This is a genomic window from Bacillus sp. Nf3, from assembly GCF_003028545.1.
In the GTDB taxonomy this organism is placed as follows: Bacteria; Bacillota; Bacilli; order Bacillales; family Bacillaceae; genus Bacillus; species Bacillus safensis.
In genome coordinates this window covers 544,320-557,449 of sequence record NZ_PYUA01000002.1, presented here as the reverse complement: position 1 = coordinate 557,449, position 13,130 = coordinate 544,320, and the positions used below count along the sequence as shown (strand labels likewise).

At 41.1% G+C, this 13,130-nt stretch carries 12 protein-coding genes; all 12 read right to left on the bottom strand.

What is annotated here, in order from left to right:
* Nucleotides 1–31 precede the first annotated feature (31 nt).
* The 12 genes from C9414_RS07695 to xseA all read right to left on the bottom strand — a co-directional run bounded on the left by C9414_RS07695 (nt 32) and on the right by xseA (nt 13,094).
* On the bottom strand, nt 32–769 hold the full coding sequence (locus tag C9414_RS07695) for a glycerophosphodiester phosphodiesterase (protein ID WP_048239245.1): 738 nt from the start codon (nt 767–769) through the stop codon (nt 32–34).
* A gap of 228 nt (nt 770–997) precedes the next feature.
* Nucleotides 998–2,098, bottom strand: a complete 1,101-nt coding sequence (locus C9414_RS07690) for a Rap family tetratricopeptide repeat protein (protein ID WP_107163376.1) — start codon at nt 2,096–2,098, stop codon at nt 998–1,000.
* A complete protein-coding gene (locus tag C9414_RS07685; protein ID WP_047202271.1) occupies nt 2,086–2,283 on the bottom strand; it encodes a hypothetical protein in 198 nt (65 codons plus the stop codon). The genes C9414_RS07690 and C9414_RS07685 overlap by 13 nt, the downstream gene beginning before the upstream one ends.
* A gap of 271 nt (nt 2,284–2,554) precedes the next feature.
* Entirely contained in the window at nt 2,555–3,358 is an 804-nt protein-coding gene (gene spo0A / locus C9414_RS07680) for a sporulation transcription factor Spo0A (RefSeq protein ID WP_024422935.1), read from the bottom strand.
* A gap of 285 nt (nt 3,359–3,643) precedes the next feature.
* Entirely contained in the window at nt 3,644–4,921 is a 1,278-nt protein-coding gene (gene spoIVB / locus C9414_RS07675) for a SpoIVB peptidase (RefSeq protein WP_039179850.1), read from the bottom strand.
* 200 nt (nt 4,922–5,121) lie between these two features.
* Nucleotides 5,122–6,855, bottom strand: coding sequence for a DNA repair protein RecN (gene recN / locus C9414_RS07670; RefSeq protein WP_107163375.1), 1,734 nt, complete (start codon nt 6,853–6,855; stop codon nt 5,122–5,124).
* A gap of 33 nt (nt 6,856–6,888) precedes the next feature.
* Nucleotides 6,889–7,338 (bottom strand): transcriptional regulator AhrC/ArgR, encoded by a 450-nt coding sequence (ahrC, locus tag C9414_RS07665; RefSeq protein ID WP_024422938.1) that lies wholly within the window; start codon nt 7,336–7,338, stop codon nt 6,889–6,891.
* 369 nt (nt 7,339–7,707) lie between these two features.
* Entirely contained in the window at nt 7,708–8,562 is an 855-nt protein-coding gene (locus C9414_RS07660; protein WP_107163374.1) for a TlyA family RNA methyltransferase, read from the bottom strand.
* On the bottom strand, nt 8,559–10,460 hold the full coding sequence (gene dxs / locus C9414_RS07655) for a 1-deoxy-D-xylulose-5-phosphate synthase (RefSeq protein ID WP_047202274.1): 1,902 nt from the start codon (nt 10,458–10,460) through the stop codon (nt 8,559–8,561). Before dxs ends, C9414_RS07660 begins: the two co-directional genes overlap by 4 nt.
* A gap of 150 nt (nt 10,461–10,610) precedes the next feature.
* A complete protein-coding gene (locus tag C9414_RS07650; RefSeq protein ID WP_181286116.1) occupies nt 10,611–11,507 on the bottom strand; it encodes a polyprenyl synthetase family protein in 897 nt (298 codons plus the stop codon).
* Nucleotides 11,491–11,751: an exodeoxyribonuclease VII small subunit gene (locus tag C9414_RS07645; protein ID WP_039179863.1), complete on the bottom strand. Its 261-nt coding sequence runs from the start codon at nt 11,749–11,751 to the stop codon at nt 11,491–11,493. Before C9414_RS07645 ends, C9414_RS07650 begins: the two co-directional genes overlap by 17 nt.
* Nucleotides 11,748–13,094 (bottom strand): exodeoxyribonuclease VII large subunit, encoded by a 1,347-nt coding sequence (xseA, locus tag C9414_RS07640; protein WP_107163373.1) that lies wholly within the window; start codon nt 13,092–13,094, stop codon nt 11,748–11,750. Before xseA ends, C9414_RS07645 begins: the two co-directional genes overlap by 4 nt.
* Nucleotides 13,095–13,130 lie beyond the last annotated feature (36 nt).

The following is a 13,130-nucleotide window of genomic DNA, read 5'->3' as shown; positions in this document are numbered from 1 at the left end:
TGAAAAAAGACCCGCTGATGATAGCAGGTCTTTATTTCATTTCTTCTCTTATTTTCACGGCTCGGTCAGGAAAATCAGTGAAAATGCCATCGACACCTAAGGAAAACATGTTTTTCATTTGCTTTTCACTGTTTACTGTAAACGGCCTGATTACTTGCTGAGATGCATGGAGAGCTGACACAACCTCTTTGGTCACGCCTGCACCCTTAATATTTGGATGATAGCCTCTTGCTGGTACTGTTTTTATATACATCTCCGGCTGATGAATCACATCCATTGTGAGTACAGCAAGTTCAACATGCGGCATCAGTTTGTGAAAAAGAGCTAAACTGCCGTGATGAAACGATGAAACAAGTACACGGTCTTCTATTTGAAAATGCTCGATTTGCTTTTTTACTTTCTCCTCGATACCTGGATATCGATAAATGGAGTTTTTCAGTTCAATATTAATGATCAATGATGATTGCTGCGTCACTAGCTCTAATACTTCCTCTAAAAGAGGAATGGATACAGCACCGGTTTCTTCATAAAAAGAATGACTCGCATCTCCCGCTTTTAATTCTTCATATGTATGGTCTTTCACTAAACCTTTCATATTCGTTGTCCTGTTCAGTTTCTCATCGTGAATAACAGCAAGTCTGCCGTCTTTCGTCAGCTGAACATCCAGCTCAATTCCGTCAGCTCCCGAATGGAGTGCATGCTCGAAGGCTATCATGGTGTTTTCAGGATAAATGCCTTTAAAGCCTCTGTGTGCAAAAATTTTCGTCATAGGTCACCTCTAAATATGATGCTTCCTTTCATTATGACGTGTCTTTTTTCGTTTTTCCAGTTTTGAGCACATAAAAAAAACCTCTTCTGATTCGCATGAAGAGGTTGACAGATAAATTCGATCACGTAATCGCTCTGATGGCTTGCTCTGTCGTCTCTGCGTCAAGAGCAAAAAGGGAAGAAACAACTGCGACTGCTGTAACAACGGTTACACCTAACAACAACTTTTTCATAAGATAACCTCCACTTTCTTTTGAAGTATTTGTGCATCGAATTTCTTTTCAAGAAAACGAATGGCATTTTGATAATCATTTCGTTCCTTGAAGTATTTCGATATTTGTTCAGACAAATCCTCAAGCTCCACATATAATCTATTTTTTTCTATGTAGTCTAATTTTTCAGAGAATACGTCTGCTGCCCCACTATTCTCGCACATCAAATCCAAAATTTCAAATTTTACTATATATTCATTATTTTGGATATCGCAGCTATACAGAATACCCTCTTTAATATATTCCCTCGCCTCTTGATCTCCTAGATGCACTAAAGCGTTTGCCAGAACATATAAAGACTGGATGTAATAATGACTATTGTCACGGTGAATTTGAATGCCCATTCCTTTTTTTGCATAAAGTGCGCTTTTTTCATAATCATGCTTTGCATAATAAAGAACAGCTAAATTGTGATAGCATTTCCCAATCAGCACTTCATTGTTAATGCGCTTACTTTTCTCAAGAGCTTCTTGATACTTCTCCTCTGCTTCATCGAATTGGAACAAATCAATACAATTACTTGCATGTAAAATCAAGCTGTCAATTGCTTGCGCTGTATACTCTTCATGCGCTTTGAATGTATCGATGGCTTTTTTAATATGATTAATGGATATGAAATTTTGTTTCAGTTCGTAATAAATTGAAGCAACCTTATGGTGAAAAGTTCCTACTTCAAGGTCTTCATTCACACGTTTTAGCCGCTGTTCTGCAATTTTGTAAAAACTAATGGCTTCATCATACTTTTTCACATATGCAGCATATTGGCCTTTGTAAAAGTAAAAATAAAAATTAATAATGTCATCTGCCTTCTCATCGAGCGTTCCGACACTTTTCATAATTTGATTGGCTTTTTCAATATTTCCAAGTAACATTTCATGTCTGCCGTCAACAAGCTGATAATAAAGGAGAACTTCACGGTCTTCATCTGTATTTTTTAGCAAATTCTGAATTTTCTCTTTATAGACAGCAGATTTCTCTAAGTCATTCTGAGAAATGACCCTCGTCCACTTGCTAATTTCGTTCGCTACCTCAGCAGAGTGGATTTTCAGCTTTCCCATAACCTCACCCTCTTCTTTTCATTATTATAGCATAGTAAAAGAATGTGAAAATTATTAAATTCGACAATGGGAATATTCAGTTCAAATGGCACAATCTCTAAGAAGCCAGTGACTTTAAAACGCCAATCAATCAGGTCAATAGAAATAGAACTTTCGATCTCGTTTGCTTTAATTACCAATTCCATAAGACCTTTTCCTCTCATCCTTTTTCTTACGAATGAGCGTTTTCTTCTTCTATTTTGAAGACTTCATGATCGATTGGCGCAGCTGATTACCACTACTTTATGTCTTTTTTATTTTTTTCATGCTTTATTTTTCATTTTATTCTGAAAATAAAACAGCCCGTTTGTCCAATTTAAACATTAAAATGATTTTATCAATCTAACCAATTTTTTACAACATGTTTCAAAATAAAAAAACGTCTCAATGAAGAAACGTTTTTTCATGAAAAATAAACTAGCTAGCTCTATGCTCTAATCTCAAACGATCAGCTACCATGGCAATAAATTCTGAATTGGTTGGTTTCGCTTTTGACATGCTGACAGTATAACCAAAGAGTGAGGAAATGGAATCAATGTTCCCTCTGCTCCAAGCGACTTCAATGGCATGACGAATCGCTCGTTCTACCCTGCTAGCGGTCGTGTTAAATTTCTTCGCAATGTCTGGGTACAACACTTTAGTAATGCTTCCGAGAAGCTCAATGTCATTGTACACCATAGAAATCGCTTCTCTTAAGTATAAATAGCCTTTAATATGAGCGGGCACGCCAATCTCATGAATAATGGTCGTAATGCTCGCATCTAAGTTTTTACGTTTCGGTTCAGGTTTGTTTCGAAGAACACTGTTTTGGATTGATGAAGAGCGATGGGTAACTTGTGTGCCGTTTCCACTGACTTGACGAATATGACCTACTAGGTTTTCCATATCAAATGGCTTTAAAATGAAATAAGATGCGCCCAAATCAACTGCTTTTTTCGTGACATCTTCTTGTCCAAAGGCCGTTAGCATAATCACACTTGGCTGTTTTGTCATTTCATTGTTTTCACGGAGGCGTTCTAGTACAGCAAGACCGTCTAAATGAGGCATAATAATATCTAAGAGGAGAACGTCGGGCTCTTTATCTTTAAATAATGTCAGGCATTCCTGACCATTATACGCCACGCCAAGTACTTCCATATCTTCCTGTCCCTCAATGTACTCTGTCAAAAGGCCAACAAGCTCTCGATTGTCATCAGCTACACACACTTTAATTTTCTCCACGTTCTTTCCTCCCCAATGTCGATTCCTTTAGTCTTTTGCATTTCTCTTCTGAGTGTTCAATTCGACAAAACCATGCTATCCCCTTTAAAAAACTTTAATTTTCCGAATAATAGAGCATTATCTAGCTTTTTCTATGTTTTTCTTAACGAATCGACGATTATTGCAATTTGACAACATGCTTTTTTTCATTTTGTCGAAAAATCTCTTTTTCCTTATTTTATAACATGATGGAAGAGAAAGAAAGGGTAGAAAAAAACTGCCGGAAGATTCGCGGCAGTTAAATGATCAGCTTGCTTTTTTGTTTTTTTGATAAAGATCGATTCCTGCTTCCGACAGCATCCATTCAATGTGTACACCGTACCCGCTAGTCGGATCATTGACGAATACGTGTGTGACAGCTCCAATGACTTTGCCATTTTGAATGATGGGGCTTCCGCTCATTCCTTGGACGATTCCGCCCGTTTTGCTTAAGAGCCGCTCATCTGTTACCTTCAATACCATTCCTTTAGTTGCTGGGAATTTCTGCGGTGTTGTGCTGACGATTTTAATATCAAACTTCTCCACTTTATCATGATCCACAACGGTTAAAATTTCTGCTGGGCCTTCTTTTACTTCATTTGATAAAGCGACTGGAAGTGGTTTATCTGCTACATGATTTTCAAGCTTTTCGGTTAACGTACCAAAGATACCAAAAGGGCTGTTGCGGGAGATATCTCCTATTGTTTTTCTTTCGGAAGAGAATCTCGCCAATTTTTCTCCAGGATTGCCTCCTGTGCCTTTTTCAATCGATGTCACGGTTGATCTAACAATTTCACCATTGTCGACAACAATTGGTTTTTTTGTATCCATGTCAGAAATCACATGCCCAAGGGCACCATATTTTTTAGATGAAGGTTCAAAAAAGGTCATCGTGCCGATGCCTGCTGCAGAATCACGAATGTAAAGACCAATTCGATAGATGCCTTCACTTGCATCTTTTGCGGGTGTTAATGTTGTTTGAAAGGTTTTATGATCTCTCTTTATGAGCAAACGAAGCGTTTCACCCGTTTTCCCTGCTTTCTGAATAAATGGGGTGAGGTCATTCATTTTCTCCATTTTTTGACCATTGATTTCAATGATCATATCCCCTGATTGAATGCCTGCGGCTTCACCTGGTGATTTTTTGCCGTCTGCTGTTGTGATTTGATGAAAACCTACAACGAGAACTCCTACAGAGTGGAGCTTGACGCCAATGGATTGTCCTCCAGGAACAACTTTTAATTCAGGGAGAACATCAACTTTTGTTTTCTTAATAGGAAATCCTTTAAAATCATAAACAATTTCGGCTTTTCCCGCCTTTTGTCCTGTAATATCCAGCTGATTCTCTTTCTCTGAAAGGCTAAAGGCTGGCGAAGAAGCATTGGCTGACGCTTCAATCGATGTGTCAATTGAGTGCTTCTGTTTTTCAAATACAGCAACATTTGTTGGAATGCTGATGTATTCCTTCACTATGCTCATAAACCCTGTACTTATTAAAGAAACAAGGAGAATCACACCAATGGCTTTTCTCATCTTTTCGGGCATTCATTTTTCACTCTCCTCGCTCCTTACCCACACCAGAACACTCATGTTTTGGCTACATCTTTACTTTTGCCTTCTTCGAGAGGATTTATAACCGGCAGCTTTAGAAAATGATTGGATAAATTGATAAAAGAAAAAGACGATTTTATGGGTATATACGCCGGCTTTTACACAACATATAAAAAAGGCAGCTGATGATTCAGCTACCCTGTTGTTTTGACATCATTTGCTTGGTGCAATAGTTCTTTTGCATGCTGTTTTGTCAGCTCAGTCACTTCCACACCGGCAATCATCCGGCCAATTTCACTCACTTTTTCTTCATGACTTAATGGTTTGACACTCGTCAGTGTTCTGCCCGCTTTCGAGCGTTTCGAAATGAAGAGATGTGTGTCAGCCATTGCGGCTACTTGAGGCAGATGTGTAATGCAGAGCACTTGTGATCCAGACGCTACTTTGTAAATTTTTTCAGCAATGGCTTGTGCGACTCTGCCGCTGACGCCTGTATCAACTTCATCGAAAATAATGGATGTGACGTCTTGTTTGGCTGAGAAAATACTCTTCACAGCGAGCATGACACGTGAAATTTCTCCACCTGAGGCTACTTTCGATAAAGATTTCATCGGTTCGCCTGTATTTGTAGAAATGACAAATTGTGCTTGGTCGATTCCATTTTTCCCGAGCTGGACAGGTTTTCCGTCTAATAGCGGACAATCGGTGCTGCCAAAAGGCGCATATCGAATAGAAAAAGCTGTATCAAATGATGACTTCTCCATATACAAATCCTTGAGCTCCGTTTGAATTTGCTTCGCTAGCTTTTTGGCCCATTTTTTACGCAGCTCCGAAACGTTAAGTGCTTCCAGCAGGGCATCACGGCTCATCGCATCCAGTTTATTTTTGAGCGTCTGCAGATGGCTGTCTCGATTTTGAATTTGATCGATTTCTTCTTCAATCTTCGCCGCATACTCCAAAATTTCCTCAACGGTTGTGCCGTATTTTCGTTTTAACTGCTTCATTTCATTCAGCCTGGATTCAATAAAATCAAGACGAGCCGGATCGAATTCTAATTGATCCAGCATGCTTCGCATTTGGAAAGTTGAATCCTCTAATAAGTAGTAGGAATTCGATACTTGTTCAGATAGCTTTTTCAAATCATCATTGATCTCAGACACTTGCTCAAGCTCGCTTGAGGACATGCCGACCCAATCTAGTCCTCCTTGCTCATTACGCAAAGCGTTATACGCGTTTTGGAGTGAGGAATAGATTTTCTCGTAGTTGCTGATTTGATGACGCTCTTCCTGAAGCCGCTCATCTTCTCCCGGCTCTAACTGCGCTGCCTCAATCTCCTCTAGCTGAAATTGCAGTAAATCTAAGCGGTGCACCATTTCCTGCTCATTCTCGGACAACTGTCTTAGCTTTTGAGCCGTCTTCATATATTGATCATATGCTTCTTGATACTGCAAGAGAGCTGGTGCAATTTCTTCTGCTCCAAATTGATCGAGCAAATGCAGATGATTTTCATCTTCCATAAGCAGCTGGTTATCGTGCTGACCATGTATATCAAGCAAAAGCCGTCCTACTTCACGTAAAAGTGAGATGGTGACAAGCTTTCCATTAATCCGGCAAATGCTTTTCCCGCTGTTGTTAATATCACGGCGGAGGATCATCATTTCATCTGATGCGTCAATTCCCTGCTCTTCGCATAGAGCAAATACAGGATGATCGGCTGGTACAAGAAAAAGCCCTTCCAGCTCTGCTTTTTTTTCACCGTAGCGGACAAATTCAGAGGACCCTCTTCCTCCCACGAGAAGTGAGACAGCATCAATCATGATGGATTTTCCGGCACCTGTTTCCCCTGTTAGGACTGTGAGTCCTTTTTCAAATGAAACCGTTAACTCTTCAATGATTGCAAAGTTTTTAATGGTTAGTTCTGCTAACACTCATTTGACACCTCTTTTAGTAAACCTGATTCTTTATAGAAGCTCTAAAATTTTGCTCGAAACTGTCTCTGTATCATCTGGGGTGCGGCAAATGATTAAAATGGTATCATCTCCGCAAATCGTTCCCATAATTTCTTCCCAATCTAAATTATCCATTAAAGCACCGATCGCCTGAGCATTACCCGGCATTGTTTTCAGAACAATTAAATGACTGGCAGCATCCATTTTGATAAATGCATCCATTAGGGATCGCTTCAGCTTTGACAGCGGGTTAAACCGCTGATCCGCAGGAAGACTGTATTTATATGTTCCATTATTCGTCGGAACTTTCACTAAATGTAATTCTTTAATATCTCTAGAAACGGTCGCTTGTGTGATGTTATATCCATCGGCTTTCAAAATATCGACCAATTCATCTTGTGTTTCAATTTCTTGGCTTGCAATGATTTCTCTAATTTTAATATGCCTTTGACCTTTATTCATATTTGACCCCCCTAGGCGTTTTATTCTCAGTTTGTCTTTACGTTCTATGTTATATGATGCACACTTCAAAAAACAAGCATTACGTGAGATCCAGCCGATTCTCGTCTTTTGACCATGTAAAAAGGAATAATAGCGAGCTATTATTCCTTTCAGCGTGTAGACAAACCCTCGCATTCGGTGTCAGTCCTGCGCGCTGGTGCTCACGAATGTCAAATTCGCTCCGCTCCAGTGCTCGAACTTCCTAGACTTCAAAGGTTTTCTATCACGCTGAAAAGAAGACAAAGGGCTAAAATAAAGATCATTTTAACCCTTTGTCAACAATCTGAAAAGGAATAATAGCGAGCTATTATTCCTTTTGTATCAATCATCTCATGTGTCAGCCGGCTCAGGGCTGTTTTTCTTTTCTTTCAATACGGAATGGGCTTCCTTCACGACTTTCTCAAGTTCTGAAACCGGAAGCGCCGTATTCTCCTCTTGATCAGGATGAAGCACTAAATGAAGTAGAAATTCGATATTTCCGTCTCCACCAGTGATAGGCGAAAATGAAACATCCTTTACATCATAGCCTTCTTTAGCAGCAAATTGATTCATTGCTTCTAGTACACCGAGGTGGACAGACGGCTCGCGCACGATGCCTTTTTTCCCAACAAGCTCTCTGCCCGCTTCAAATTGAGGCTTGACGAGTGCAATACAGTCACCACCCGGAACAAGAATATGCTTTAAAGCTGGCAGAATGAGTTTAAGTGAAATAAAAGATACATCAATTGAAGCCACTTCTGGCAATCCTTCAGTAAAATCAGCTGGGACGGAATGGCGGAAATTGGTGCGCTCCATGACGATCACCCTGTCATCCTGCCTTAATTTCCACGCAAGCTGATTGTAGCCAACGTCTACAGCATATGATTTGACCGCTCCATTTTGAAGAGCACAATCCGTAAATCCGCCTGTAGATGAGCCAATATCAATCAGCAATTTCCCTTCAACTGTCAGGTCAAATTCTTTGAGCGCTTTTTCGAGCTTTAACCCGCCGCGGCTTACGTATTTGAGAGGATTCCCCTTCACTGTGAGCGGAGTATCACGAGCAATTTTCTCTCCTGGTTTATCCAAACGGTTTTCATTTGAGTAAACGATTCCTGCCATGATGGCACGCTTTGCTTTCTCTCTTGTTTCCATTAGTCCTTGTTCGACTAATAAAACGTCAAGTCGTTCTTTCTTTGATGTCATGATCCAATTCCTTTTCTTGGTGCTGCGGGAAGCAGGTCACGTAAAGTTTTAGCAACCTGTGCTTTCGTCAGACCAATTTCTTCAAGCAGGGCATCAACACTTCCATGCTCAATAAATTGATCTGGGATACCCATACGTTCTACTTTAATATGTGATGCTTTCTTGTCGTGTACATATTCTAATACACTGCTGCCAAATCCTCCTTGGAGCACAGCTTCTTCAAGCGTTAAAATCGGAATCCCTTCAGAAAGAATGTCATTTAGCATCGCTTCATCAAGCGGCTTAATAAACCGGGCGTTGACGACACGTATGGATTTTCCTTCTTTTTGAAGTTCCTCAGCTGCTTGTAGCGCCATTTTAATCGTCGTACCGAATGTTAAGATGACGGCATCCTTCCCTGGACGAAGAACCTCCCAAGACCCAATCGGAATGGTTTTCAGCTGTTCATCCATTTTCACGCCAAGACCATTTCCGCGCGGGAAACGCATGGCAATAGGACCGTCATCATACTGAATGGCTGTATTGACCATGTGCTGACCTTCATTTTCATCCTTCGGCATCATGAGCACCATATTCGGCATATGACGCATGAAGGCAATATCAAACACACCTTGATGCGTTTCTCCATCTGCACCGACAAGACCCGCACGGTCAATCCCGATAAATACATTGAGGTTCTGGCGGCAAATATCATGCAGCACTTGATCATAAGCTCTTTGCAGGAACGTTGAATAAATCGCTAAAAATGGCTTCATATCCTGCGTCGCAAGCCCAGCTGCCATTGTGGCTGCATGCTGCTCAGCAATTCCTACATCAAACATTCGCTCTGGAAATTCCTTTGCAAAGCCTTCAAGTTTTGAGCCAACAGGCATCGCAGGCGTGATGGCCACAATTCGCTCATCTTTCCGCGCAAGCTTTCTGACTGTTTCACTGACAAGACCACTCCATGACGGGGCAGCTGCTGCTGGCTTTACAAAATCACCTGTATCAATTTTGTATGGACCTGTGCCGTGCCAAGTCCCAATTTTATCGGATTCTGCCGGCTGATAGCCTTTTCCTTTTTTCGTGATGACATGCAGCAAGACAGGACCTTTTGTTTTCTTTGCATATTCAAGGTTTTCAAAAAGATCTTCATAAGAATGTCCATCGACAGGACCTAAGTAAGTGAATCCCATTTCCTCAAAGAACATGCCAGACACAAGTAAATACTTGAGGCTGTCTTTAATACGCTCTGCTGTGGCAGCAAGCTTTCCGCCTACAGCTGGAATCCGCTTGAATAAATATTCGAGCTCGTCCTTTACCCATTGGTATTTGCCTGCTGTGCGCAGTCTGCCAAGCATTGTGTGAATCGCACCGACGTTTGGTGCAATACTCATTTCATTATCGTTTAAGATGACGATCATATCTTTCTTTTCATCACCGATATGATTCAGAGCTTCAAGCGCCATACCTCCGGTTAATGCACCATCTCCGATAATCGGCAAGATATATTCATCTGTTCCTTTAATATCACGCGCCGCCGCCATACCCATCGCGCCAGATAATGACGTTGAGCTGTGGCCTGTTTCCCAAACATCATGCTCGCTTTCGTTTCGTTTAGGAAAACCGCAAAGTCCTTTATATTGACGAAGTGTATCAAACTCCGCCCCTCTTCCAGTTAACAACTTGTGAACGTAAGACTGATGTCCAACATCCCAAAGGAACTTGTCTTTCGGGCTGTCGAATACTTTATGAAGGGCAACCGTAAGTTCAACGACACCCAGGTTCGGACCGATATGCCCGCCAGAGTTAGCCAAGGACTCAATTAAAAACATGCGAATGTCAGCACTAAGCTCCTCTAATTCTGCTATTGACATTCCTTTTAGAAACGTTGGATTTTTTATTGATAAAAGATCCAATCAGGATCAACTCGCTTTCAACAAAATTTCTATCTACATATATAATGCCTTATTCCTACGAAAACCAAGCAGGAATAAGAGTTGTCTCATCATGATAAACTGTTTACAGTTTACCACAATTGCTCGAAGACCCTCAAATCTAGGCTGTTTTTAATGATCTCTTGAGGCGATCAGATCACATAACTCATGCAGCAATTGCTGCTCTAATTCAAGATTTGAGACAATTTCTTTTGCACGTGTGATGTGCTCGTGCAGTTTTTCTTTTGCTCCTGAAAGCGTTAATAAAGAAGGATATGTCGACTTTTCATTCGCCGTATCAGAGCCGATACGTTTTCCTATTTTTTCTTCGCTTCCTTCGAGATCTAAAATGTCATCACGGATTTGAAAAGCAATGCCAATATGATAGCTGAATTCTCTTAGTTTTTCGATTTCGTCATCTGATGCACCTGCCAGCATTGCACCTGCTGTGACGCTGAATGTGAGAAGTTTTCCTGTTTTCCGGGCGTGAATGGATTCTAGTTCTGCAAGAGGGACTTGTTTTTGCTCTGCTTCCATGTCATCAAATTGCCCGCCAACCATGCCTAGCGCACCTGCTGACTTCACAAGTTCATCTACGATTTTGAGTTTTTGGTCAGGAGAGACGCTGCTAGATAGCTGAGATGTAATCAGACGGAAGCTTTCTGTTAAAAGAGCATCGCCAGCGAGAACCGCTGTTGCTTCCCCGTATACTTTATGGTTGGTCGGCTTTCCTCTGCGAAGGTCATCATCGTCCATGCAAGGAAGGTCGTCGTGTATCAATGAATACGTATGAATCATCTCTACAGCACAGCCAACCGGTATGCCATCTTCTTCTTTTTTGCCGTAGGCATGTAATAAAGCAAGAACGAGAACAGGACGAATTCTTTTCCCTCCAGCTTTAAGAGAGTAAAGCATCGAAGATTTTAGGTCTTCAGGAATCTTCAATTCCTGAACATATGTAAATAAATAATCTTCAATGGCCTGTTTTCGTGTTGTTAAAAAATCCTGCAAATTACTTTTCACCAGCATCTGCCTCCTTCACTGAGAAAGGAGCCAGCTCACCGTCCTCTTTTAAAATGAAATCCATCTGCTTTTCAACGTGCTGTAATTTTTCATGACAAAGCTTTGAAAGTGTCATGCCTTCTTGAAAATAATGAATAGCTTGCTCAAGTGGTACATCTCCTTCTTCGAGCTTCCCAACGATCTCCTCAAGACCTTTCATCGCTTCTTCAAATGTCATTTGTTCTTCTTTTTGTTTATTTGATTCTGTCATGATGATTGTCCCTCCTTCTCAATAACCTCACAAATCAGACGTCCATCCTTCATGGTGATAGCCAGCTGATCCTTCGTATCGACTTGGTTGACACTTTTAATCAGTTCATCGTCTTTATAGGCTAAACTGTAGCCTCTTTCCATCACCTGAAGTGGATTTAATGCATTTAGTTTACCAAGAACAGATTGGAACTGCGAATGAATTGTTTTCATTTGCACATTCATGCTTCGGATGAGCTGTTCTGTTTCATTGGCATGGCGTTTTTTCGCTTGAAGCAGCTGTTCTTTTGGATGAAGCGGCTTCAACCTGTATGTCTGGCGGTCTAGTTGACTGCGTTTTTGTTCAATTTGTCTCGTCAGCTGTTTTTGAAAACGGTCAAATACCAAATCGAATTGCTGCTCTTTTTGCTCCTGTAATCGTTTTGGAAAACGGAAAGCATAAGAGGATTGCAGCGCCACAAGACGGTCTTTCGCTTGTGATGTTCGATTCTTCACAGCCCTTGTCAGCCGAATGTCGATGGATTTGATTCGTTCTATTAAATCGGCTGTGCTTGGAACAGCGAGCTCGGCTGCTCCTGTTGGTGTGGGTGCTCTCATGTCTGCAGTAAAATCACTGATTGTAAAGTCCGTTTCGTGCCCTACTGCAGAAATGATTGGAATGTCTGATGCGAAGATCGCTCTTGCGACAGCTTCTTCATTAAAGGCCCAAAGTTCTTCGATCGAACCGCCTCCTCTTCCGACAATCAAGACATCACAGAGCTGTTTTTCATTTGCTTCCTTGATCCTCTCTACGATTGAACGAGTGGCATTTTCACCTTGGACAAGCGCCGGAAGCACAATGATTTTCGCCTGCTGATAACGCCGGTTAATCGTTGTAATGACATCCCTGACAGCCGCTCCTGTTGGGGATGTAATGACACCAACAACCTCTGGATATTCAGGAATTGTTTTTTTATAGCACGCATCAAATAAGCCTTCACTTGCCAGCTTTTTCTTCAGCTCTTCATAAGCGAGATGAAGAGCACCAACACCATCAGGCTGCATTTCTTTTGCATATAATTGATAGTTGCCGCTTGGTTCATATACTTGAATTCCGCCGCGTACAAACACTTTCATTCCGCTTTTTGGTGAAAAAGGCAGCTTTGCTGCGGAACGCTGGAACATGACAGCTTGCATGCGTGCGTTTTCGTCTTTTAAGGTGAAGTACACATGACCTCTTGAATGAATCTTCACATTGGATAACTCACCTTTGATCCAAATATCTTCTAAATGCGGATCAACATCAAATTTTCTTTTTATGTATTTTGTAAGGGCTGTGACCGTCACAAAGGCTTTTTCACTCATGACGTATTCCTCCTCTTCAAAAACGCACATTCATCC